This window comes from Clostridium oceanicum (assembly GCF_039521385.1).
Taxonomy (GTDB): domain Bacteria; phylum Bacillota; class Clostridia; order Clostridiales; family Clostridiaceae; genus Clostridium_F; species Clostridium_F oceanicum.
Genome location: NZ_BAAACG010000006.1, coordinates 97,670 through 121,432, shown reverse-complemented (window position 1 = coordinate 121,432; position 23,763 = coordinate 97,670). Strand labels below are relative to the sequence as shown.

The following is a 23,763-nucleotide window of genomic DNA, read 5'->3' as shown; positions in this document are numbered from 1 at the left end:
TCTCTTTTATTTTTCATTTATTATTTACCCATTTGCTTTTTAACTTCTTCAGCAAAGTCTTCTTCTTTCTTTTCGATTCCTTCGCCTTTTTCAAATCTTACGAAATCTGCAACAGTTATTTCTGCACCGATTTCTTTTGATTTTTCTTGTAAATACTTAGTTATAGTATAATCTCCGTTTTTAACCCATACTTGTTCTACTAAGCAGTTTTCTTTGTAGTATTTGTTGATTCTTCCTTCAACCATTCTGTCAACGATTTTTTCAGGTTTTCCTTCATTTAAAGCTTGAACTCTATATATTTCTTTTTCTTTTTCTAGAGTTTCATTATCAACGCCATCTCTATTTAAAGCTATTGGATTAGTAGCTGCAACTTGCATAGCTACATCTTTAGCTATTTGTACTAATTCTTCACTATCTTTTTCACATTGAAGTTTAACAAGAACTCCGATTTTTCCACCACCGTGTATATAACTTTCGATTACTCCGTTATCTACAGTAAGTTTTTTGAATCTTCTTAAGTTCATATTTTCGCCTAATTTAGCTATTAATTCTGTAACTTTTTCTTTTACAGTTAAATCTTCATTTTCAAATTTTTCTTCTGCTAATGCTTCTACAGTTTCAACATTTGAAGCTGCTACTTGTTTAGCTAAACCATTAGATAAAGCAACAAATAAATCATTTACTGCTACGAAGTCAGTTTCGCAGTTTAATTCTAATATTGAAGCTGTTTTCTTGTCATCTGATATATATGTACTTATAAGACCTTCAGCTGCTACTCTTCCTGATTTTTTAGCTGCTGCAGCTAATCCTTTTTCTCTTAGTTCTTCTACAGCTTTTTCTATATCTCCGTCACATTTAGTTAAAGCTTTTTTACAATCCATCATTCCTGCACCAGTTTTTTCTCTTAACTCTTTTACCATTTTAGCAGTAATCATTTTTATTCCTCCATTTCGTAAATCAAAAGGTAAATAAGAATTGAAACTCTTACCTACCTTAATATTTTGCTTTTAACAATAAAAATTTATAAAAATTTTATTATTCAGCTAACTGTTCACCTTGTCTTCCTTCAAGTACAGCATCAGCTACTTTAGAAGTTATTAATTTAACCGCTCTTATAGCATCATCATTTCCTGGTATTACGTAGTCTACTTCATCTGGATCACAATTTGTATCTACTATAGCTACAACTGGTATTCCAAGTTTTTTAGCTTCTGATACAGCATTTTTTTCTTTTCTTGGGTCAACTACAAACATAGCACCTATATTTTCATTAGAACCTAAGTTTCTTATTCCGCCTAAGTTTCTTTCTAATTTTTCTTGTTCATTTTTTAAGTTTAAAACTTCTTTTTTAGGAAGAACTTCGAATGTTCCATCCTCTTCCATTTTTTCAATTTCGAATAATTTATTTATTCTATTTTTGATAGTAGAGAAGTTTGTTAACATTCCACCTAACCATCTGTTGTTAACAAAATGCATTCCTGATCTTATAGCTTCTTGTTTTATAGCTTCTTGTGCTTGTTTTTTAGTTCCTACAAATAAAATTTCTTTTCCTTCTTCTGAAACTTTTCTTATGAAATCATAAGCAGCATCTACTTTTCTAACTGTTTTTTGTAAGTCGATAATGTAGATTCCGTTTCTTTCTGTGAATATGTATGGAGCCATTTTAGGATTCCATCTTCTTGTTTGATGTCCAAAATGAACACCTGCTTCTAATAATTGTTTCATTGAAATAACTGACATATTTTTTCCCTCCTGGTTTTTTACCTCCATCGCCTTTCTCTCATAAACAACCTTTATGAACCATTTATAAATCAGACGATGTGTGTATTTTTCTCATTAGGTAGTATACCATAATGATTTATGTTATTCAATAATAAATTTAATTTTTAATATAAATACTACCTAATTATTATAAATTTTATCTATATACTATACTATTTCACATAAAGTATTCATAAAACAAGTTAAAACATCTTTACAAATAAAAAACAGATATTACTAGAAAAACTATTAACTTCACTTAACTTTCCTAATAAATTTCTATAGTAGAATTTCAAATAATGCCCCATTAATTAAATCACTTCACTTTTAATCTAATAAACTTACTAATAAAATTTATAATTTCCTATATAATAAAATAAAGATCTTGTTAGTTTTTACTAGCAAGATCTTTTTATTCATAACTTAATTATTTACTATTTTATTTTCTTTAACTCATCTAAAAGCTTGTCGTTTAATATCTTTATATGTGTACCTTTCATTCCTAAAGATCTAGACTCTATTACCCCTGCACTTTCAAATTTTCTTAATGCATTAACAATAACAGATCTAGTTATTCCAACTTTATCAGCGATTTTAGATGCTACAAGTAAACCTTCTGGTCCATCTAATTCATTAAATATATGTTCTACAGCTTCTAATTCTGAATAAGATAAAGTACCTATAGCTAATTGTACTACCGCTTTTTTTCTTGTTTCTTGTTCTATTTCATCTTGTTTAGATCTTAATATTTCAAGACCTATGATTGTAGCACTATATTCTGCTAATATTAAATCATCATCTGTAAATTCTTCTCCAAATCTAGCAATAAGTAATGTTCCTAATCTTTCTCTGTTTCCATTTATAGGAACTATTGTTGATAACTTATTATCAACTTCACATTCTTCACCTTCATAGAAAACACATTTATCATGATTTTCTGAATTTGATAAAGTTTCATGTACATTTAATAATTTATTGTTATAGAAATCAGGGAATCTTTTTTCATTGCATACTATATTCTTAACTTGTTCGCATTCGAAATTAGCATAGAATTTAGCACCTAATATTTTTCCTCTTCTACTTATTATATACACATTACAAGATAGTACATTACTTAATAATTCACATATATCATTAAAGTCTACCGGTTCAGTACCTGTTTTCTGTAATATTTTATTTAGCATTCTTGTTTTTTCTAATAACGAGTTCATTTATATTTCCTCCTCATAAGCTTTAGTCCATACAATATCTAGACTATAAATCTTACTCCTTTTCTTATTCTAGTTTTATAATTTTGTGATAATTTAAAATATTTAGAATTGTTGCCTGTCCTTATTTATAATAACATACAGGTTGTTTTATTTCAACATTATATTTTAAATACTGATAATATCTGCCTATTCTATAAAATTTCTACTTTTTATCTTCATCTAAATATTTTTTAAACTTACATTCATCATTGCTACATTGGTAATAATCACCTTTAGCTTTACTATGCTTCTTAACCATATAAGAACCACATTCTGGACATTTCTCTTCAACAGGCTCAAACCAACTTACAAAATCACATTCTGGATAATTACTACATCCAAAGAACTTTCTACCTTTTCTACTTTTTTTAACTTGAACTTTACCATCGCATTTAGGGCATTTAACATTTATTTCTTCTACAATAGGCTTAGTATTTTTACATTCAGGATATCCAGGACAAGCTAAAAAGTCTCCATATCTTCCATGTTTTATAACCATGTTTTTGCCACATTTTTCACAAATTACATCAGTTACTTTATCTTCTATAGTTATTTTTTCTATTTCTTTTTCTGCTATTTCTATAGATTTTTTAAGAGGACTGTAAAATTTATCTACAACATCTGTCCATTCTTTTTTTCCAGCTTCCACAGCATCTAAGTTACTTTCCATATCTGCTGTAAACTCTAAATCAACTATTTGGTTAAAATATTCACTAACTATATTGTTTACTATTTCACCTAATTCTGTTGGTTTTAAAGTTTTCTTTTCTCTTTCTACATATTTTCTATCTAATATAGTAGAAATTATTGGAGCATAAGTACTTGGTCTACCTATTCCGTTTTCTTCTAAAGTTTTAACTAAGGATGCTTCTGAATATCTTGCTGGTGGCTGTGTGAAATGTTGTTCTTTATCTGTAGATTTTTCTTCTAATTTTTCATCTTCTTTTAATTCTGGAATTTTAACAACTTTTTTTTCTTCTTCTTTATAATATTCATAAACCTTCATAAATCCATCAAATTTAACTTTTGAACCACTTGCTCTAAATTCATAAACTCCATTTTCTATTACTATAGATGTTGAATCTAGTATGCAAGAAGCCATTTGACTTGCTAAAAATCTTCTCCAAATCAAAGTATATAATTTATTTTGTTGAGGTGTTAAATTTTGTTTTGCAATCTCTGGATTTATAGCTACATTAGTTGGTCTTATAGCTTCGTGAGCATCTTGTATATTTTTTTTACTTTTAAAAATTCTTTCTGTTTTAGGAATATACTCTTCCCCATAAGTTTCTTTTATATAATTAGCTGCAGCTTCTTTAGCTTCTTTTGAGATTCTTACAGAGTCTGTTCTCATATATGTTATAAGTCCTACTGTTCCAAATCCTTTAACATCAATACCTTCATATAATTGTTGAGCTATTGACATAGTCTTTTTAGTTGAAAAATTTAATTTTCTATAAGCATCTTGTTGAAGTGTACTTGTTGTAAAAGGTGCTAGTGGATTTTTATTCTTTTTACTATTTTTTATTTTTTTAACTTTAAATTCTCCATTTTTTAATTCATCAAATATAGCTTGAGCTTCTTTTTCATTGTTTATTTCTATTTTCTTACCATCTTTTTTTGTAAGCTTTATTTTAAAAGCTCTTTTACCATTAATTTTATGAACTTCACATTCTATAGTCCAATATTCTTTAGGTATAAAATCGTTTATTTCTTTTTCTCTGTCACAAACCATTCTTAATGCAACGGATTGAACTCTACCTGCACTAAGACCCCATTTTACCTTTTGCCATAAAATAGGACTGATTTTATAACCTACTAACCTATCTAAAATTCTTCTTGCTTGTTGTGCATCAACTACGTTATCATTAATTTTTCTTGGTTTACCTATTGCTTTTTTAATTGAACTTTTTGTTATTTCATTAAACTCTATCCTACATTTTTTATCTTCATCTAATTTTAAAGCATGAACTAAATGCCAAGATATAGCTTCCCCCTCTCTATCAGGGTCAGTTGCCAAATATACTTTGTCGCTTTTTTTAGCTTGCTTTCTTAATTTCCCTAGAAGTTCTCCCTTTCCTCTAATTGTAATATACTTAGGATTATAATTTTCTTCTATATTAACTCCTAATTGACTTTTAGGAAGATCTCTTACATGACCCATAGATGCTTCAACTATATAGTTTTTACCTAAATATTTTTTTATAGTTTTAGCTTTTGCTGGTGATTCTACTATAACTAAACTCTGTCCCATACTGGTCTCCGGTATGCTATATACCAGAGTTACACCCCCTTATTCTCACTGTTTCGTCTAATAAATTTTATTATATAAATAATCAATTATTAGGATTTTACATAATAATTGCCAGGCAAACAAATTATTTGTTCCCTAAGCTGCAATTCAAATAATACCTCATATAATTGTTTAATGTCAATATTAACTAATCTAATTATGTCATCTATATGTATTGGATTATCATTTATATATTTAAATATTTTACCTTCAATAGACTTATCATTATATTTTTTTTCTTTATCTTTTTTCATAAAACTATACTCTTCTATATTTAAAAGGTCAAATAAATCTTTTTCTTCTGTAAAGACATAGGCTCCATCTTTTATTAATTTATTTGCTCCAATACTTTGCCCTGAAAATATAGATCCTGGAACTACTAAAACATCCTTTCCCTGTTCTAAAGCAAGACCTGCTGTTATTAAAGATCCACTTTTTTTCCCTGCTTCAACTACTATTAATATATCACTTAATCCGCTTATTATTCTATTTCTCCTTGGGAAATTATAAGCATAAGGTGGCGTCCCTAATAAAAACTCAGATACTATACATCCATCATTACATAAAATATCATATAATTTTTTATTCTCTTTAGGATATACAATATCAATACCACATCCTAATACAGCACAAGTAAATCCATTATTTTTTATACAATTTATATGACCATAATAATCTATTCCTCTAGCCATTCCACTAATAATAGAAATATTATTTTTAGTTAAAATCTCTGATATAAGTTTAGCTGCCTTTATTCCGTAAACAGTACAATTTCTAGATCCTACAATTCCTGCTGATTTAGTATTTTCTAAAGCTTTTATGTTTCCTCTATAAAAAAGCACAGAAGGTGAATCTTCGTAGCTTTTTAATTTTTTAGGGTATAGATCATCATTAAAATTTACTACATTAACATCTTTATCCAAAGCTTTTTCTTTTAATTTTTTTATTTTATCTACATCCCATGCTTTTTTAAGTAAATTAACTACTTTAGAATTTAACAAATTATCAGGAGTTTTTATAGGATTATCAAATATAATTTTAAAAATGTTATTTAAACTTTTATAATTTTTTAATAATTGTACTTTTATGCTATTAGGAATTTTAGCACTAGAATACCACAAATTTAATTCCATATCTAAATTCTCCTTGAATATTTATTTTATCTTTATTCCATTTTGGTCAAATATATAACTTTTATTCAAAATAGATATAAAATTATATTACATGTAAATATTTTGTTAATTTTTTAGTTTATATAATATATATTAATCCAATGTCAATACTTTATATAAAAAATTAATTAGGAGGAAACCTCTATGACTGGTAAAGTTTTAACAGCTACTTTAAACGGTATATGCTGTGAATTGGTATCTGTAGAAGTTGATATAAGCTCTGGCCTACCTTCTTTTAATATAGTAGGACTTGCAGATACCTCTGTTAAAGAATCAAAAGAAAGGGTGAAATCTGCAATAATAAATTCTAATTTTGAATTTCCTATAAATAAAATCACAGTAAACTTATCTCCTGCAGATATAAAAAAAGAAGGTTCTTTATTTGATCTTCCTATAGCTCTTGCCATACTATCTGCAACTTCCCAAATAAACCATAAATCTTTAAAAAATTTTGTTGCAATAGGAGAACTATCTCTATTTGGTAACTTAAATAAAATAAGAGGGGCTCTACCTATAACTTTAAATGCAGTTAAAAATAATATACCTAACTTTATTGTACCTTCTTCCAATTGTAATGAATGTGCAATAGTTAAAAAAGCTAAAGTCTTCCCTTTTTCTACCCTAAAACAAGTAGTACACTTTTTAAACTTTAAAGATTTACTTCCTTATAAAATAAACAAAGAAGATTTAAATCCATCTATAAAATATGAAAAAGATTTTTCTGAAATTTCAGGTCAAGAAAGCTGCAAAAGAGCTATTGAAGTTTCTTCTGCCGGCGGGCACAACCTTATAATGTTTGGACCTCCTGGCTGTGGAAAAACAATGATTGCTGAAAGAATACCTACAATATTACCGGATTTAACTTATGAAGAATCTTTAGAAGTAACTGAAATATATAGCATTTGTGGAAAGTTAAATAATAAAATATCTTTAATTAATAAAAGACCCTTTAGAAGTCCTCACAATACTTCTTCACAAATATCTTTAATAGGAGGGGGATCTAAAATACTTCCTGGCGAAATTTCTCTTGCTCACAATGGAGTATTATTTTTAGATGAAATTTTAGAATTTAAAAGAAAAGTATTAGAAACATTAAGACTACCTCTAGAAGATAAATGCATAAAAATTTCTAGATATAACGGATCATCTACATATCCTTGCAACTTTATGCTTGTAGCAGCATTAAATCCTTGTCCCTGTGGATTTTACGGAAGTGATAAACCTTGCTCTTGCACAGCTTATGAAAGAAAAAGATACATAAAAAAACTTTCAGGTCCTCTCTTAGATAGAATAGATATATTTACCTTTGTAAACTCTTTATCCTATGATGAAATAAATAGTTTTAATTCTTCTGAATCTTCCTCAACAATAAGAGATAGAGTTTCAAGGTCTAGACTTATTCAAAATAAAAGATTTAAAGATGAAAAAATACATACAAATTCTCAAATGAATAGAAATCATATAAAAAAATATTGTGCTTTAAACTTAAAAGCATCTAATTTAATGGAAAAAGCTTATAATAGTCTAAATTTAAGTGCTAGAGCTTACGGAAGAATATTAAAAGTAGCTAGAACTATAGCTGACCTTAGAGGTAGTAATAAAATTGAAGAACAGGATTTAATAGAATCTCTTCAATATAGAAAATTTATAAACAGCAAAATTATTTAAAATATAAAAATAATAACAAATGAAATATAAGTAGGATATTTTGTGAAATATATAAACTTAAATTTTACTAATAATTTCTCTATAGTAAACACAAATATAATAATTCATAAATTAAGCTTAAGAAAAATAGAAAGGGGATTTTTATGCACTCATTTAATAAAGATGTAGGTTATCTTGGGGAAGATATTGCTTTTAGATATTTAAAAAACTTAGGATATATTATATTAGATAGAAATTTTTCCTGTAAAATAGGAGAAATAGATTTGATTGGTAAAGATAAAGATTACATATGTTTTATTGAAGTAAAATCAAGATATGGAACTATTTATGGAAAACCTTGTGAATCTATCACCTATTATAAACAAAGAAAAATATATAAAACAGCTCAAATGTATATTTTAAAGAAAAAGTTATACCCTAAATTTAACTTTAGATTTGATGTAGTTGAAATAATATTAAACCATTCTAATAATAATCATTCAATACGTCTTATAAAAAATGCTTTTGGTCTATAAAAAATAATTTATTATATAATAAAAAGAACCATTTCATATATTTTTATACACCTAATGAAAATATAAGTATTTTATCAAATACTTTGTTAAATATATGCCAATTGGTTCTTTATTTTTAACTTTATAAAAACATTTTTGTATGTTTTATTTTTCTAAAATATTTGTTAGAAAACTTTTTCTATGTATTTTACAAGGGCCTTGGCTTTTTATTGAATCAATATGTTTTTGTGCTCCATAGCCTACATTTGAATCAAACCCATAACCAGGATAAGTTTCATTATATTCTTTCATAATATTGTCTCTATAAACTTTAGCTATAATAGAAGCACAGGCTATACTAGCACTTTTGTTATCTCCCTTTATTACATATTCATTTCTTATATTACCTTTTTTTATAGGATATCCATCTGAAAGAACTAACTCTGGTTTAACCTTTAATCCTTCTGATGCTCTTTTTAGCACTTCATTATTACACCATGCTATACCTCTTTCATCTATAACTTTATTATCTAATAATTCTATATTAAAACTTAATGCTTTTTCTCTTATTATTAAATCTAGCTCTTCTCTTTTCTTCTTAGATAGTTTTTTAGAATCTTTAATTTCAAGTATCATCTTTTCTTCTAAAACATTTAAATCTAATACTACAGATGCAGAAACTATAGGACCTGCTAAGGGTCCTCTTCCAACTTCATCTACTCCACAAAGTATATTTAGTCCCTTTTTTCTTAAGATTTCTCTATCAAATTCGTACATAGAATTTACTCTACTAACTTCACTATGATACTTGTCCAAAAACTTTAAAAGGTTATTTGAAAGATTTATAACATTTTTTCTTGAATCTTTACTTAAAAGTTCAACTACAGATTGAACTCTTTCTCTAAAAGAAATGCTATATTCTTTTTTAAATTTATCTACAGCCTTTTTTATATCACTGTATTTATAATCTGATGTATTATTAATATCATATATATTTTCTATACTCATATAATCAATCTCCTAAAATTAAACAGTATCCGGTCTTTCTAAGGATACTTTCCCTAGTTTTCCCCCTCTAAATTCATCTAAAAGAGTAACTGCAATTCTATTATAATCTACTTCTCCTCTAGATATTATAGCACCTCTTTTTCTTGCTATATTCTCCATGTTTTCTAATCCACTTTCACTTAACTCATCTAATTTGTATCTTTCCATTAATCTATCAGGGTAACAATCTTGAAGCTTTTCTACTAATCTTAAAGCTAAAGTTTCTATATCCATAATTTCATCTTTTATAGCTCCAGTAAAAGCTAAATTTAATTGTACATCACTGCTATTTAATTTAGGCCATAATACTCCTGGTGTATCCATAAGTTCTATTCCTATTTTAGTTTTTATCCATTGTTTACTTCTTGTAACTCCTGGCCTATCTCCTACTTTTGCTATAGAATTTTTAGCCATTTTATTTATAAAAGATGATTTACCTACATTAGGTATTCCTACAACCATAACTCTATCTATAATATTTACTATACCTTTACTTTTTAACTTATCATGTTTATCTTTTAAAAGATCATTTAAAGTTGGTTTTATTTTTTTTAATCCTTCTCCAGTATGAGAATTCACAGCTAAAACCTTTATATTACTTTTACTTAAATGATTTATCCATCCATTAGTTATATTTTGTTCACTTAAATCTTTTTTGTTAAGCAATATTATTCTAGGCTTATTTTCACATATAGATTCAATATCAGGATTTTTACTAGAACTTACTATTCTTGAATCTCTAATTTCTATTACAGCATCTACTAATTTCAAATTTTCTTTTATTTGTCTACGAGTTTTAGCCATATGTCCTGGAAACCAATTTATATTCATTTGTTTATTTGTCCTCCTTAATATCTTAAAGCTTACTCTATCTAAAATATGATAAGTAATAAGCATACTTGCCTATTACTTATTCTAAATTTAAATTATAAAGCACATTTAAGCCTATTATTATTTTTTATTATACAAACTTCCAAACCTACTAAAAGGATATATTCTTAAAGCAGCTCTTCCAACTACCAGTTTTAAATTAACAAAACCAACATCTGGATATCTACTATCTCTACTATGATTTCTATTATCCCCTAATACAAAAACTGTATCCTCTGGAACAATAACTTCATTAAAATCTTCCATTCTTTCCTTTGCTATATAAGGTTCGTCCTTTTCTTTTCCATTAACATATACTTTATCATCATGTATGCTAACCTTATCTCCAGCAACTGCTACTACCCTTTTTATAAACTTTTCTCTAGTATCTGATGGATATTTTAAAACTATTATATCCTCTGGTTTAGGTTTCCTAAAATAATAAGAAACTTTCTCCACTATTAATCTATCTCTGTCATTTAATGTTGGGTCCATAGAATGTCCATCAACACTTACCGTTTCAAAGACAAAGGTTATTATAAGAAATGCTGCTATAACAGCTATAACAATAGATTTTATAATTTCCATAAATTGTTTTGCCATTTTAGGGTAATTCACCTCCTGATATGAAAAAAGGGACTTTATAAAGTCCCTAATTATTATCTCATTAATTCTTTAACTTTTGCAGCTTTACCAACTCTGTCTCTTAAGTAGTAAAGTTTAGCTCTTCTTACTTTACCTCTTCTTACTACTTGGATTTTTTCAACTAATGGAGAGTTAACAGGAAAAGTTTTTTCAACTGCTACGTTGTAAGCAACTCTTCTTACTGTGAAAGTTTCTCTTGCTCCACCATTTTGTCTTTTAAGAACAGTACCTTCGAAAATTTGGATTCTTTCTCTGTTACCTTCTTTAATTCTTTGGTGAACTTTTACAGTATCTCCTACGTGAAATTCTGGTAAATCACTTTTAACTTGTTCTGCTTCTATAGCTTTTATTATATCTAACATGTGCATTCCCTCCTATCGTTTATTGACGTTCGTACTCACTTTTGTAAAATATGTAAATAGAGGACCGCCCGTACTAGCACAACCATCATTTTACCACATATATAATAGTAATTCAACAGGTTTATTTAAAATTCATTATATAATATAAATTTATTTAATTATTTATCCCTGTTAAATTTTTTTAAAATCTTTTTATCTTCTTTAGTAATAGTGTATTTTTTAAATAAATCCGGTCTTTTAATTCTAGTAGTTTCTATAGATTTGAATTTTCTCCACTTTCTTATGTTTTCATGATGACCTGAAAGTAGAACTTCAGGAACTGGTTTTTCTTCAAAAACAGCTGGCCTTGTATATTGAGGATATTCTAAAAGTCCATTATAAAAAGATTCATCTTCATAACTTTCACTTTTAGATAAAACTCCATCTACCATTCTACATACAGAATCAACTACAGGTATACAGGCCATTTCTCCTCCTGTTAAAACAAAATCCCCTAAGGATATTTCCATATCTATGTAATCATAACACCTTTCGTCTATTCCTTCATAATGTCCACATAAAAATATTATCTCATCCTCTTTAGATAAGCTTTTAGCAATCTCTTGGTTAAAAGGAATACCTCTAGGTCCTAGAAATACTACCTTACCTTTATTAAGCTTCTTTACCGCTCTTATAGAGTCTACTATAGGCTGGGTAGCCATAAGCATTCCCGCTCCTCCTCCATAAGGGTAATCATCTACTTTTTTATGTTTATCTTTGGTAAAGTCTCTTATATTAAAAGTATTTATATCTATAATACCCTTTTCCTGAGCTCTTCCAATAATACTATGATTAAATATATTAAACATCTCAGGAAATAATGTTAAAATATCTATTTTCATTATTGCCACATCTCCAAAGGTTTTATGGTAATTAATTTATTTTCTATATCAATATTAGTTACTACATATTCTATAGCAGGTATAAGTATTTCTTTTTCACCTTTTACAACATAAACATCATTGCTACCAGTTTCCATAACATCATAAACTTTACCTATATTTTCTCCATTAGTATCTACTACGCTGCAACCTATTATATCTATAACAAAGTACCTTCCCTCTGGAAGATTAACAGCATTTTCTCTTTCAACTTCTAGATATTTATTTCTATATTTATTTCCTTCTTCTATAGAATCTATTCCTTCTATTTTTAAAACTACAGTAGTAGGTTTTAATTTACAACTTAATATATTTCTTTCTTCACCATCTATGTAAACTTTTTTTAGTTTTTTAAATCTTTTAGTATCATCAGTTAAAGGATATACTTTTACTTCTCCTTTTATACCATGAGTATTTACAATTTGACCTATAGATATAAAATCTTTCATTTTCATTCTCCTTTAAATCATGTAATTAATACTATTTCTTATTATTTATTTTTATATAATTAATTATATATTACTTTAAAATATATTAAAACAATTAAATTATGTACTAATGCCCTTTAAATAATTTTAAAAATAAAAGAGTTAGGCTCACCTAACTCTTTTATATTATTTCAACAACTACTCTTTTATTTTCCTTAATAGCTGCTGCTTTAACAACAGTTCTAATAGCCTTTGCTATTCTTCCCTGTTTTCCAATTACTTTTCCCATATCATCAGGTGCAACTCTTAGTTCAAGAATAACTGATTGTTCACCAGCTACTTCATTCACTTGAACTTTATCTGGGTTATCTACTAATGCCTTAGCTATAGTTTCAACCAAAGTTTTCACTTTATACACCCCCAGTATTATTTTTCTGATATTCCAGCTTGTTTCATTAATCTTTTAACTGTATCAGTTGGTTGTGCACCATTTTTAATCCATTTAGATACTTTTTCTTCATCTAATTTAACTTCTACTGGTTTCACGATTGGGTTGTAGTATCCTATTTGTTCTATAAATCTACCATCTCTTGGAGATCTTGAATCTGCAACAACAACTCTGTAAAAAGGAGCTTTTTTAGCACCCATTCTTCTTAATCTGATTTTTACTGCCATGTGTTTCACCTCCTTTAGGTTAATAATTTATTTTATCTAAAACGGGAGTTTCCCAAATAGACCTTTTTTCATTCCTTTTTGCATGCCTTTCATTTGCTTCATCATTTTCTTTGAAGCTTGAAAATCTTTCAAAAGTTTATTTACATTTTGAACCTTTGTACCTGACCCATTAGCAATTCTTCTTTTTCTTGAAGAAGATGATGATATAAGAGTAGGATTTTGTCTTTCTTTTTTAGTCATAGAATTTATTATAGCTTCTATTCTTTTTAAATCTTTTTCACTTTGACTTAAATCCATATTCTTAAGTTGCTTTGAGTTCATACCAGGAACCATTTCTAAAAGTTTAGTAATAGGTCCTAATTTTTTCATCTGTTTCATAGATTCTAAGAAATCTTCAAAGTTAAACTCTTGGTTTAACATTCTCTCTCCAATTTCTTTTGCTTTTTCCTGATCAATTGATTGTTCTGCTTTTTCAATTAATGAGAGAACATCTCCCATTCCAAGTATTCTAGATGCCATTCTATCTGGGTGAAAAACTTCTAAATCATTCATTTTTTCACCGATACCTGCAAACTTTATAGGTTTTCCTGTCATTTCTTTTATAGAAAGAGCAGCTCCACCTCTTGTGTCACCATCTAGTTTTGTAAGGACTACTCCTGTTATATCTAATTTATCATTAAAATTATTAGCTACATTAACTGCATCTTGACCAGTCATAGAATCTACTACTAAAAGTATTTCACTAGGATCAACATTTTCTTTTATGTTTTTAAGTTCATCCATAAGATCTTCATCTATATGAAGTCTACCGGCTGTATCTATTATAACTACATTGTGTTTATTGTTTTTAGCATATTCAATAGCACCTTTTGATATATCTACTGGGTTTAATTTATCTCCCATAGTAAATACAGGTATATCTATTTGTTTTCCTACAACTTGAAGTTGTTTTATAGCAGCTGGTCTATATACATCACAAGCTACCAACAATGGACTTTTATTTCTTTTTCTAAAATGAAGTGCTAATTTCCCTGCCATTGTAGTTTTACCAGCACCTTGAAGTCCTGCAAGCATTATAACTGTGATTCCACTATTTGAATATTTTATTGTACTTTCTTCACTTCCCATAAGCTTAGTTAACTCATCATTAACTATTTTTACAACTTGCTGACCGGGAGTTAAACTTTCTAGTACTTCTTTATCTACAGCTTTTTCACTAACACCTTTTACAAATTTTTTAACAACTTTATAGTTAACATCTGCTTCTAACAGTGCAAGTTTTACTTCTCGCATTGCTTGCTTTATGTCTTTTTCTGAAAGTTTACCTTTACCTCTAAGTTTTTTCATTGCATCTTGAAGCTTAGAAGCTAATCCATCAAACGCCATTACAATCCACTCCTAAATATTATCAATTACGTACTGTTTTATTTCTTCTATATTATCATAAAGTTCATCTGATTGTCTTGACTTTAATTTATTTAATCTATCTATTAATTGTTTTTTTGCTTTTTTAAGTTCTAAATCTTTATTCATAATTTGTAACTTGCTTTCATATTGAACCAAAAGCTTATGGCATCTTTTTATAATATCATAAACAGCCTGCCTTGTAGTATTAGTAATTTCGGATATCTCCTTTAAAGAAAAATCTTCATTATAATATAGGTTCATTATTTTATTTTGCTTATCTGTAAGTAAGTTACCATAAAAGTCTATTAATACTGATACTTCTATTCTTTCATCCATATTAAAATCTTTAAGTTTAATATCGATTCCCCATTTCCATATCTATTTATTAAATACAACGATTTATATATTACCAAACTATTAAAGGGCTGTCAAGTATTTTTACTTAACAGCCCTAATTTTTTAAAATAATGCTTCTACAAATTCTTCAGGATCAAATTCTTGAAGGTCTTCTATGCCTTCTCCTACACCTATAAGTTTTACTGGAATATCAAGTTGTTCTTTTATAGAAATAACTACTCCACCTTTTGCAGTACCATCTAATTTAGTAAGTATTATGCCATCTATAGGACAAACTTCCATAAACTCCTTAGCCTGTATAACAGCATTTTGTCCTGTAGTTGCATCTAACACTAATAAAGTTTCCTTTGAAGCTTCCTCATATTCTCTTTCTAATATTTTATTTATCTTAGAAAGTTCATTCATTAAATTTTTCTTGTTATGTAATCTTCCTGCTGTATCACATATTAAAACATCTGCTTTTCTAGCTTTAGATGCTTGTATTGCATCAAAAACAACAGCACCAGGATCTGATCCTTCTTGATGTTTTATTATATCTACACCGGATCTATTACTCCATACTTCAAGCTGATCTATAGCTGCTGCTCTAAAAGTATCTGCTGCTGCCATAATAACTTTAAATCCTTTATTTTTAAGTTTTGAAGATATTTTTCCTATAGAAGTTGTTTTACCTACCCCATTTACTCCAATTATAAAAGTAACCTTAGGAGTAGTTTCAGGTTCTATACTACCTTTTTCTCTACCTAATATATCTAGTACAACAGCTTTTAAAGCTGGTATTATTTCCTCTGGATCTTTTATTTTCTCTTCTCTTACTTTTTTTCTTAATCTTTCTATTATTTCAAGGGATGTGTCTACTCCAATATCAGCAGTAACAAGTATTTCTTCTAATTCTTCATATAAATCCTCATCAATTGTAACTGCAAGTTTTAATACACTATTAACTTTGTCTGTAAAGTTATCTTTAGTTTTTGAAAGTCCAGTTTTTAATTTTTCAAAAAATCCTCCAAACATGTTTATCTCTCCTTTAAGTTTTTTTATGAGGTAACAGCAGCTTCTTTTCTTGCTGTTAAATCTACAGAAATAAGTTTTGATACTCCTTTTTCTTCCATGGTAACTCCGTACAATGCATCACATGCTTCCATTGTACCTTTTCTGTGAGTTATAACTATAAATTGTATTTTCTCTGAAAACTCTTTTAAAAATTCGCCATAACGTATTACATTAGCATCATCTAAAGCTGCTTCAATTTCATCTAATATACAAAAAGGTGTAGGTTTCATTTTTAATATAGCAAATAAAAGTGCTATAGCAGAAAGTCCCTTTTCTCCACCGGACATAAGATTAATGTTTTGTAATTTTTTACCTGGCGGCTGAACATTAATATCTATATTACAAGTAAGTTCATCTTCACCATTTAATATTAGATTACCGCTTCCACCTTTAAATAGTTGCCTAAAAGTTTCATTAAAATACCTATTTAGCTTATTAAAATTTTCAGAAAATACAGTTCTCATTTTTTTAGTCATTTCATCAATAACATTTTGAAGTTCTTCTTTAGATTTAACTAAATCTTCTTTTTGGTTATTCATAAAAGTAATTTTTTCATTTAATTCTTTATATTCTTCTATAGCTCCTAAATTTACATTTCCTAAGGAAGTTATCTTCCCCTTTAAAGATGATACCTCTGATTTATATTTTACTATATCTAAAATATCTTTTTTAAAGCTTAATGCCTCTGCATAAGTTAAAGAAAATTCTTCATTTAACTTATTATAAAAACTTTCCTTCTCTGTTTTATGCTTAGTTATTTGTAGTTCTTGCTTGTGTACTTCTTGTTCTTTATTTTGAAAAACCAAACTTATACTTTCTTCTTTATTTTTATATTTTTCTAAATTATCTTTTAGCTTTATTCTATAAACTTCATATTCTTTAAAACTACTCTCTAGATTTTCAATAGAATTTTTTATGCTGTCTATTTCTTTTTTATTGTTTATAATATTATTTTTATAATCCTCTATAGTACCATTATCTCTTTTATTTTTTACTAATATATCACTTTGATTATTTTGTAATTCTTTTATATCCTTTTGTATATTATTAAAATCTTTTGATTTACTATCTATATTTTCTTTTAATTGAGCATTTTTTATTTTAAGCTCTGTTAATTTTTCTTCTGAATCTTTTATTGTTTTATTTTTCTCATTTATTAGTTTTTCTAAACTATCTATATTTTTCTCGTTAATTTCTTTGTTTTTTATTAATTCATTTAATTTATTTTCTTCTTTTTTTATGTTTACTTCTGTAGAATTTATATCACTTTCTATAAGTTCTACTTCTTTTTTTGAAACTCTTAAATTACTTTTTAAAGTATCAGTATTTTCTCTAATAGACATAAGTTTACTTTGAAGTTTAGTTACTTCTATGTTGTCTTTATATACTTCATCTTTTATATTTAGATTTTCTTCATCTAATATTTTTAATTCATTTCTTCTTTGACTAATATTTTTACTTAAAATTTCAATTTCTTCTTTTGAAGATTTAACTTTCATGCTTATTTCTTCAATTTCTCTTTTTCTGCTTATTATGCTACTTCCTGATTTTTTTCTAAAGCTTCCACCGGTTAAAGAACCTCCAGGATTAACAACTTCTCCTTCTATAGTAACAACTTTACAAGAAAATTTCATTATTTTAGATACATGTAATGCTGAATCCATATCTTTCACCACTATAGTTCTTCCTAATACATGATTTATTATATTTGAAAATCTATCATTGTATTTTATAAGATCACTTGCAATTCCAATAAACCCTTTATAATTTAAAATATTATTATTCAAATTAAGCTTTTTACCTTTAATAGTTGTAAGAGGTAAAAAAGTTGCTCTTCCTAAATTATTACTTTTTAAATAGTTTATAAGATTTTTAGCTATAAACTCATCCTTAGTTATTATGTTAGAAATATAACCTCCTAAAGCAATCTCCATAGCTTTTTCTAAATGTTTTTCAACTTTTATTACTTTACCTAAAACTTCACACTTACCTTTAGAGTCTTTAATTCTATCTTTAGAAATATGCTCCATAAGAACTTTTACACTTCTATTATACCCTTCATAATGCTTTTCTAGGTTAGATAACATTTGATAGTTTGCTTCTAATCTGTTTGTTTCTGAAGTAGTTTGCTTTAATTTTTTTTCTTTACTACTTAGTGATATTTTTATACTTGATATCTCTTTACAATTTCTTTCTAAATTATTTTTCAAGTTATCTATATTTTTATTTATATTTTCTATTTGTTTTTCTATTTCTAACTTAGTTTTTAAATTTATATTTATAGAATTTAAGTAAGTTTTGCAAGAACTTTCTATTTGTTCTAATTTATTTTGAATATTTTTCATATCATTTTTAAGTATTGCAATATCATTTCTTGTATTAGAAATATCACTTACTATATCTATTTGATTTTCTTTTAATTTATTAAGCCTATTAGATTTATCTTTATAAAACTCATTAAAATCCAAAATATTTTTCTCTGAATTTTCTATGCTAAATTTTATCTCATCTGATTTTTCTTTTATATTTTTTATTATTTTTTCTAATTTTTCTTTTTCTTCTATGTAATTTTTTAATTTATTCTCATTAGATTTAAACTCTTCTTCTCTTTCTAATATATCCTTTTGTATATTTTTCATTTTTTCGCTTATTAATATATTTTCAGACTCTAAATCTTTACATAAATCTTTTTTATTATAATATTTTTCTTTTGAAAGAGAATTATTCTTATCTAATTTTTCTAACTCAGAAGTAAGCCTCTCAGTATCCTCTTTATATTTATCCTTTTCTTTTTTTAATTCATCTATTTTTTCTTTAGATAAATTAAACTTTTCATTTATCTCCTCTAATTTTTTATTTATATTTTCTATAGAATAAACTATTAAATTTATTTCTTTTTCTTTTAAACTATTTGATAAATCTATGAAAACCTTAGCTTTTTCGCTATCATTTTTTAAAGGTTCTAAACGTTCACTATAAGTATTTAAGATATCCTCAATTCTAACTAAGTTTTCATCTGTATTTAAAAGTCTTTTTGTAGCTTCATCTTTTCTTGATTTAAATTTAACTATTCCAGCAGCTTCTTCTAAAAGACTTCTTCTCTCTTCCGGTCTTCCACTTAATACAGCATCTATCTTACCTTGTCCTATTATAGAATACCCTTCTTTACCTATACCTGTATCCATAAAAAGTTCCTGAATATCTTTAAGTCTACATTTAGTATTATTTATATAATATTCACTATCTCCTGATCTATATAGTCTTCTAGTTATTATAACCTCTGAATATTCCATGTCCAATTCTTTATCATTATTATCTAATATTAAAGACACCTGGGATACACCTACAGGTTTTCTAAATTGAGTCCCTGCAAATATAACATCTTCCATTTTGCTGCCTCTTAAGGATTTAACGCTTTGTTCACCAAGCACCCATCTAACTGCATCAGATATGTTACTTTTTCCACTACCATTAGGACCTACAATACCTGTAACCCCTCTTTTAAATAACAATTCTGTTTTATCAGCAAATGATTTAAATCCTCTTATTTCAATAGATTTTAAAAACATTCAGTACACTCCTATCTCATAAACAACATAGGCATCAAACCTATTACAAATATTAAAACTATAAATATAACTAATACTTTTTTCATTTTTTCTCTACTTTGCTTTTTCATGTTAAACACCTCTTTTATAAATGATCACATCTACCTAACTAAAATAAATAACTAGTAATTCTTATAATATATTTATGGATTACTTATTCATGAAAATCTACTAATAGAAAGGATACTTTAAATTCTAAAGTACTTTATTTAACAAAATATTAATAGCATCTTTCACTTATTATTTATTTTAATACGCCTTAATAGTTTATTATATATGTAAACAAATATCAATTATTTATTGAAATAAAGAGTACATATATAAGCTTAAATAACTTTAATGTAAATATAGTTTTAATTTTATTTTTAAACTCTTTAAATATAAGATTTTTAAAAAATCAAATACTTAAAATAATACTTATTTTACTAAAAAGCTTAAATTTTATAACTATTTTAAAACTTAAGAACCGTGTTTATTACACGGTTCTTAATCAATCTCTATATTATAAATTCAATTATATTTCTTAAATTCCTCTACCATATACATTTTTCATATATTCAATTAATGAAATTTTAATCACTTTATGGTCTAAATGGATTTCTAAACTTTCCCTTTGAATTTTTGAATTTTGTATAACTTTTATGGTATTTTTATTTAAATTCTTTAAAATTTTATTAAAAAAATATTTTTTATTGCAGTATAACTTAGATATATCTTTATTGTTTATAAAAACTTCTATAGATTTATCATAATCTTTAGGTATAGAATCAAAAATCATCTCATTCATAAGATTTCCTTCAACAAGTTCTCTAAAAGCTGGATGAAAGGGACCATCAACAATTTCCCCATCTACATTAATTTCTTCTGTTGGTTGAAGTCCTACTCTTATAACATTAACATTATTAATTTTATAGATAGAATATAACACTTTTGTTATTTCTACAGCTTCATCTAAGGTATATGGTCTATATATACCTTCCTTTAGCATTTCTTCCATAGGAGTATCCTTTATAACTAAGGCAGGATATATTCTAGCTATATCTGGTTTCATTTCTATAGATTTCTTTACCGTTTCCACATCTTTTTTAAAAGTGTCACAAGGTAATCCTACCATTATTTGATGACCTAAAGTAAATCCATATTCCTTTATAAGCTTAGATGCCTTATAAACATCTTTCCCTGAATGTCCTCTTCCTGATTTAAGTAAAACTTCTTCATTTAAAGATTGTACTCCTAGTTCAATTACATCAACGGAATAGCTTTTTAAGTTATGGAGTATAGTATCATCTATATAATCTGGTCTTGTTGACATATGTATATAATCTATTATACCTTTATCTTTATATTCTTTAGCAACCTTTAAAAACTTATTTTGCCTTTCCATAGGAATTGCTGTAAAAGTGCCTCCAAAAAATGAAACCTCTACTATGCTGTTTTCTTTTTCTATAGTTTTTATATACTCTTCTATAGTAGCTCTAGTATAATTATCATCTATAGTTTCACAATCTAATCCAGTAATCTTGTCTTGGTTACAAAATACACAGTTATGAGGACAACCTTCATGAGGTACAAATATAGGTATTATATAATGTCTTTTACTCATTTTTATCCTCCAAAACTTCTAATGCCTTTTTAGCTGCACTTTGTTCTGATTCTTTCTTACTGTATCCAAAGCCTGTTCCAACTACCTTTTTATCTACTATAACGCTTGTATAAAATTTTCTTCTATGAGGAGGACCTTCTTGTTTTATAAGTTTATATAAAATAACCTTGTCTGCCTTTTGTTGAACTAATTCTTGAAGCCTAGTTTTATAATCTAATATAATTTCATTTTTCATAGCTTTTTCAATTATTTCTTTAAAGTTATCTAATATAAAAGTACGTGCTTTTTCAAGTCCTTTATCTAAATAAACTGCAGCTATTATAGCTTCAACGCAATCTGCTAGTATAGAAGATCTTTCTCTTCCTCCAGTTAGCTCTTCCCCTTTACTCATATTAAGATATATTCCTAAATTCCAATCTTTAGCTACTTGATATAAAGAATTTTCACATACAATTATTGCTCTTTTTCTTGTAAGAACTCCTTCTGATTTATCTTTATATTTTGTAAATAAGTACTCTGATATTGTAATTTGAAGAACTGAATCTCCTAAGAATTCTAATCTTTCATTATATTTTATATTTTTCTTACCATTAGCATAAGAACTATGAGTAAGAGCTATATTAAGTAATTTTTCATCTTTAAAATAAACTTTCAATTTATATTGAAGTTGCTTTAGTACATCATCTCTGTTTTTCAAACATTTCACTTCCTTAACAAAGTTTATTCTTCAGCTAACTTTAAAAATAAACTCAAGAATAAACTTTAAAATTTAAATACAAATCCCCGCTTATGCGGGGATTTCAAATCAAAAATTATTCTTCACCAACATTTTTCTTTATGTATTCTACTACGTCGCCTACTTTAGATACTTTTTCTGCATCTTCATCAGCTATTTCTAAATCGAATTCTGTTTCCAATGCCATTATTAATTCTACTACGTCAAGTGAATCTGCACCTAAATCATCAACAAAAGATGATTCCATTTTGATTTCTTCTTCATCTATACTAAGCTGTTCTGCTATAATACTTTTTACTTTTTCAAATACCAAAAGTCTCACCTCCTAATGCTTTATAAATAAATAATATTACATAACCTAGTAGCCGTCAATATAAATTAGTTAATTCGGCTATATATATTTTATATTAAATTGTGTAAATTATCCTCTATTTTTTTAACTATCTTCTTATCATTACATATTTTTGCCTGTCTTATAGCATTCTTAAAAGCTTTGGCATTAGAGCTACCATGAGCTTTTATGCATATTCCTTTTGCTCCCAAAAATGGAGATCCACCATACTCTGTATAATCAAATTTCTTTTTAAAATTTTTAAATACAGGTTTTAAAAGTGCTCCTCCAACTTTTGATCTAAAAGAACTCATTATATCTTCTTTTAACATTTTAAATATATTTATTGCTACCCCTTCATAAGTTTTTAATATACTATTACCTACAAAGCCATCACAAACCAATACATTAACTTTTCCTTCTGGTATATCTCTAGGTTCTACATTACCTACAAAATTGTAATCTGTGTCTTTTAAGAGAGAATAGGCGGATTTTGTAAGTTCATTACCTTTTTCTTCTTCTTCTCCAATATTAACTAATCCTATAGTTGGATTTTTAACTCCTAAAACATTTTCAAAATAAACTTTACCCATCATTCCAAATTGAACTAAATATTCTGGCTTACAATCTACATTAGCACCAGAATCTGCTATCATAAATGGGTTTTTAACTCCAGGAAGAAGTGGCGCTAAACAAACTCTATTTATACCTTTTATCCTTCCAAGAACAAAAGTAGAACCTGCCATTAATGCTCCTGTACTTCCTGCTGAAATAATAGCATCAGCTTTTTTGTCTTTTACAAGTTGAAGAGCTTTCACCATACTAGAATCTTTTTTTCTTCTTACTGCTCTAACTGGAGCTTCATTAGTACTTACAACTTCTTCAGCATTTAATATCTCTATTTTATTACCATTATAACCTTTTTCTTTTAATTTATCTTTTATAATATTTTCTTTTCCAGTGATTATTATATGTATATCACTATAAGCTTTAACAGCCTGTATACATCCATCAACTACTGCATCAGGAGCTAAATCTCCTCCCATGCCATCTACAGCAATAATCATAAAACACACTCCCTTT

Annotated in this window: 24 protein-coding genes; 2 read left to right on the top strand and 22 right to left on the bottom strand. The window is 27.0% G+C overall.

What is annotated here, in order from left to right:
• Window positions 1-20: 20 nt before the first annotated feature.
• From tsf to dprA, 5 genes are all read right to left on the bottom strand, one after another.
• A complete protein-coding gene (gene tsf, locus ABDZ71_RS03970; protein WP_343759092.1) occupies window positions 21-935 on the bottom strand; it encodes a translation elongation factor Ts in 915 nt (304 codons plus the stop codon).
• A 100-nt stretch (window positions 936-1,035) separates the two neighbouring features.
• Window positions 1,036-1,740: a 30S ribosomal protein S2 gene (gene rpsB / locus ABDZ71_RS03965; protein ID WP_343759089.1), complete on the bottom strand. Its 705-nt coding sequence runs from the start codon at window positions 1,738-1,740 to the stop codon at window positions 1,036-1,038.
• A gap of 455 nt (window positions 1,741-2,195) precedes the next feature.
• Window positions 2,196-2,972: a GTP-sensing pleiotropic transcriptional regulator CodY gene (gene codY / locus ABDZ71_RS03960; RefSeq protein ID WP_343759087.1), complete on the bottom strand. Its 777-nt coding sequence runs from the start codon at window positions 2,970-2,972 to the stop codon at window positions 2,196-2,198.
• A 202-nt stretch (window positions 2,973-3,174) separates the two neighbouring features.
• Window positions 3,175-5,265, bottom strand: coding sequence for a type I DNA topoisomerase (gene topA / locus ABDZ71_RS03955; protein ID WP_343759085.1), 2,091 nt, complete (start codon window positions 5,263-5,265; stop codon window positions 3,175-3,177).
• Window positions 5,266-5,354: 89 nt separating this feature from the next.
• On the bottom strand, window positions 5,355-6,437 hold the full coding sequence (gene dprA, locus ABDZ71_RS03950; RefSeq protein ID WP_343759083.1) for a DNA-processing protein DprA: 1,083 nt from the start codon (window positions 6,435-6,437) through the stop codon (window positions 5,355-5,357).
• A gap of 183 nt (window positions 6,438-6,620) precedes the next feature.
• Here dprA and ABDZ71_RS03945 point away from each other — a divergent pair, with 183 nt between their 5' ends.
• Together ABDZ71_RS03945 and ABDZ71_RS03940 are read left to right on the top strand one after the other, a co-directional pair.
• Window positions 6,621-8,144: a YifB family Mg chelatase-like AAA ATPase gene (locus ABDZ71_RS03945; protein ID WP_343759081.1), complete on the top strand. Its 1,524-nt coding sequence runs from the start codon at window positions 6,621-6,623 to the stop codon at window positions 8,142-8,144.
• Window positions 8,145-8,287: 143 nt separating this feature from the next.
• The gene (locus tag ABDZ71_RS03940; protein ID WP_343759079.1) at window positions 8,288-8,659 is read left to right on the top strand and encodes a YraN family protein; all 372 of its coding nucleotides are present in this window, start codon (window positions 8,288-8,290) and stop codon (window positions 8,657-8,659) included.
• 144 nt (window positions 8,660-8,803) lie between these two features.
• On the opposite strand, the gene ABDZ71_RS03935 is transcribed toward ABDZ71_RS03940, so the two are convergent.
• From ABDZ71_RS03935 to plsX, 17 genes are all read right to left on the bottom strand, one after another.
• Window positions 8,804-9,646: a ribonuclease HII gene (locus ABDZ71_RS03935; protein ID WP_343759077.1), complete on the bottom strand. Its 843-nt coding sequence runs from the start codon at window positions 9,644-9,646 to the stop codon at window positions 8,804-8,806.
• 18 nt (window positions 9,647-9,664) lie between these two features.
• Window positions 9,665-10,516, bottom strand: coding sequence for a ribosome biogenesis GTPase YlqF (ylqF, locus tag ABDZ71_RS03930; protein WP_343759075.1), 852 nt, complete (start codon window positions 10,514-10,516; stop codon window positions 9,665-9,667).
• Window positions 10,517-10,636: 120 nt separating this feature from the next.
• Window positions 10,637-11,158 (bottom strand): signal peptidase I, encoded by a 522-nt coding sequence (lepB, locus tag ABDZ71_RS03925; protein ID WP_343759073.1) that lies wholly within the window; start codon window positions 11,156-11,158, stop codon window positions 10,637-10,639.
• Between the two features lie 56 nt (window positions 11,159-11,214).
• A complete protein-coding gene (rplS, locus tag ABDZ71_RS03920; protein WP_343759071.1) occupies window positions 11,215-11,562 on the bottom strand; it encodes a 50S ribosomal protein L19 in 348 nt (115 codons plus the stop codon).
• A 158-nt stretch (window positions 11,563-11,720) separates the two neighbouring features.
• A complete protein-coding gene (gene trmD / locus ABDZ71_RS03915; protein WP_343759069.1) occupies window positions 11,721-12,443 on the bottom strand; it encodes a tRNA (guanosine(37)-N1)-methyltransferase TrmD in 723 nt (240 codons plus the stop codon).
• Window positions 12,443-12,931, bottom strand: coding sequence for a ribosome maturation factor RimM (rimM, locus tag ABDZ71_RS03910; protein ID WP_343759067.1), 489 nt, complete (start codon window positions 12,929-12,931; stop codon window positions 12,443-12,445). Before rimM ends, trmD begins: the two co-directional genes overlap by 1 nt.
• 160 nt (window positions 12,932-13,091) lie before the next feature.
• Window positions 13,092-13,319: a KH domain-containing protein gene (locus tag ABDZ71_RS03905; RefSeq protein ID WP_343759066.1), complete on the bottom strand. Its 228-nt coding sequence runs from the start codon at window positions 13,317-13,319 to the stop codon at window positions 13,092-13,094.
• A gap of 17 nt (window positions 13,320-13,336) precedes the next feature.
• Entirely contained in the window at window positions 13,337-13,585 is a 249-nt protein-coding gene (gene rpsP / locus ABDZ71_RS03900; RefSeq protein ID WP_343759064.1) for a 30S ribosomal protein S16, read from the bottom strand.
• Window positions 13,586-13,621: 36 nt separating this feature from the next.
• Complete coding sequence (gene ffh, locus ABDZ71_RS03895) at window positions 13,622-14,971, bottom strand: signal recognition particle protein (RefSeq protein ID WP_343759063.1); 1,350 nt, start codon at window positions 14,969-14,971, stop codon at window positions 13,622-13,624.
• 12 nt (window positions 14,972-14,983) lie between these two features.
• Entirely contained in the window at window positions 14,984-15,328 is a 345-nt protein-coding gene (locus tag ABDZ71_RS03890; RefSeq protein WP_343759062.1) for a putative DNA-binding protein, read from the bottom strand.
• Between the two features lie 123 nt (window positions 15,329-15,451).
• Window positions 15,452-16,363 (bottom strand): signal recognition particle-docking protein FtsY, encoded by a 912-nt coding sequence (ftsY, locus tag ABDZ71_RS03885; RefSeq protein WP_343759060.1) that lies wholly within the window; start codon window positions 16,361-16,363, stop codon window positions 15,452-15,454.
• Window positions 16,364-16,386: 23 nt separating this feature from the next.
• Window positions 16,387-19,971, bottom strand: a complete 3,585-nt coding sequence (gene smc / locus ABDZ71_RS03880) for a chromosome segregation protein SMC (RefSeq protein ID WP_343759058.1) — start codon at window positions 19,969-19,971, stop codon at window positions 16,387-16,389.
• A gap of 11 nt (window positions 19,972-19,982) precedes the next feature.
• Window positions 19,983-20,081: a DUF4044 domain-containing protein gene (locus ABDZ71_RS03875; RefSeq protein ID WP_343759057.1), complete on the bottom strand. Its 99-nt coding sequence runs from the start codon at window positions 20,079-20,081 to the stop codon at window positions 19,983-19,985.
• A 452-nt stretch (window positions 20,082-20,533) separates the two neighbouring features.
• A complete protein-coding gene (locus ABDZ71_RS03870) occupies window positions 20,534-21,613 on the bottom strand; it encodes an elongator complex protein 3 (RefSeq protein WP_343759056.1) in 1,080 nt (359 codons plus the stop codon).
• On the bottom strand, window positions 21,606-22,310 hold the full coding sequence (rnc, locus tag ABDZ71_RS03865; RefSeq protein WP_343759054.1) for a ribonuclease III: 705 nt from the start codon (window positions 22,308-22,310) through the stop codon (window positions 21,606-21,608). The genes ABDZ71_RS03870 and rnc overlap by 8 nt, the downstream gene beginning before the upstream one ends.
• Window positions 22,311-22,425: 115 nt before the next feature.
• On the bottom strand, window positions 22,426-22,662 hold the full coding sequence (acpP, locus tag ABDZ71_RS03860; protein ID WP_343759052.1) for an acyl carrier protein: 237 nt from the start codon (window positions 22,660-22,662) through the stop codon (window positions 22,426-22,428).
• A gap of 89 nt (window positions 22,663-22,751) precedes the next feature.
• Window positions 22,752-23,747, bottom strand: a complete 996-nt coding sequence (gene plsX, locus ABDZ71_RS03855; RefSeq protein WP_343759050.1) for a phosphate acyltransferase PlsX — start codon at window positions 23,745-23,747, stop codon at window positions 22,752-22,754.
• Window positions 23,748-23,763 lie beyond the last annotated feature (16 nt).

Bases quoted from the DNA above. Each gene is read 5' to 3' on its own strand.
- tsf (WP_343759092.1), bottom strand. From the start codon at position 935: ATGATTACTGCTAAAATGGTAAAAGAGTTAAGAGAAAAAACTGGTGCA.
- rpsB (WP_343759089.1), bottom strand. From the start codon at position 1,740: ATGTCAGTTATTTCAATGAAACAATTATTAGAAGCAGGTGTTCATTTT.
- codY (WP_343759087.1), bottom strand. From the start codon at position 2,972: ATGAACTCGTTATTAGAAAAAACAAGAATGCTAAATAAAATATTACAG.
- topA (WP_343759085.1), bottom strand. From the start codon at position 5,265: ATGGGACAGAGTTTAGTTATAGTAGAATCACCAGCAAAAGCTAAAACT.
- dprA (WP_343759083.1), bottom strand. From the start codon at position 6,437: ATGGAATTAAATTTGTGGTATTCTAGTGCTAAAATTCCTAATAGCATA.
- ABDZ71_RS03945 (WP_343759081.1), top strand. From the start codon at position 6,621: ATGACTGGTAAAGTTTTAACAGCTACTTTAAACGGTATATGCTGTGAA.
- ABDZ71_RS03940 (WP_343759079.1), top strand. From the start codon at position 8,288: ATGCACTCATTTAATAAAGATGTAGGTTATCTTGGGGAAGATATTGCT.
- ABDZ71_RS03935 (WP_343759077.1), bottom strand. From the start codon at position 9,646: ATGAGTATAGAAAATATATATGATATTAATAATACATCAGATTATAAA.
- ylqF (WP_343759075.1), bottom strand. From the start codon at position 10,516: ATGAATATAAATTGGTTTCCAGGACATATGGCTAAAACTCGTAGACAA.
- lepB (WP_343759073.1), bottom strand. From the start codon at position 11,158: ATGGCAAAACAATTTATGGAAATTATAAAATCTATTGTTATAGCTGTT.
- rplS (WP_343759071.1), bottom strand. From the start codon at position 11,562: ATGTTAGATATAATAAAAGCTATAGAAGCAGAACAAGTTAAAAGTGAT.
- trmD (WP_343759069.1), bottom strand. From the start codon at position 12,443: ATGAAAATAGATATTTTAACATTATTTCCTGAGATGTTTAATATATTT.
- rimM (WP_343759067.1), bottom strand. From the start codon at position 12,931: ATGAAAGATTTTATATCTATAGGTCAAATTGTAAATACTCATGGTATA.
- rpsP (WP_343759064.1), bottom strand. From the start codon at position 13,585: ATGGCAGTAAAAATCAGATTAAGAAGAATGGGTGCTAAAAAAGCTCCT.
- ffh (WP_343759063.1), bottom strand. From the start codon at position 14,971: ATGGCGTTTGATGGATTAGCTTCTAAGCTTCAAGATGCAATGAAAAAA.
- ABDZ71_RS03890 (WP_343759062.1), bottom strand. From the start codon at position 15,328: ATGGATGAAAGAATAGAAGTATCAGTATTAATAGACTTTTATGGTAAC.
- ftsY (WP_343759060.1), bottom strand. From the start codon at position 16,363: ATGTTTGGAGGATTTTTTGAAAAATTAAAAACTGGACTTTCAAAAACT.
- smc (WP_343759058.1), bottom strand. From the start codon at position 19,971: ATGTTTTTAAAATCTATTGAAATAAGAGGATTTAAATCATTTGCTGAT.
- ABDZ71_RS03875 (WP_343759057.1), bottom strand. From the start codon at position 20,081: ATGAAAAAGCAAAGTAGAGAAAAAATGAAAAAAGTATTAGTTATATTT.
- ABDZ71_RS03870 (WP_343759056.1), bottom strand. From the start codon at position 21,613: ATGAGTAAAAGACATTATATAATACCTATATTTGTACCTCATGAAGGT.
- plsX (WP_343759050.1), bottom strand. From the start codon at position 23,747: ATGATTATTGCTGTAGATGGCATGGGAGGAGATTTAGCTCCTGATGCA.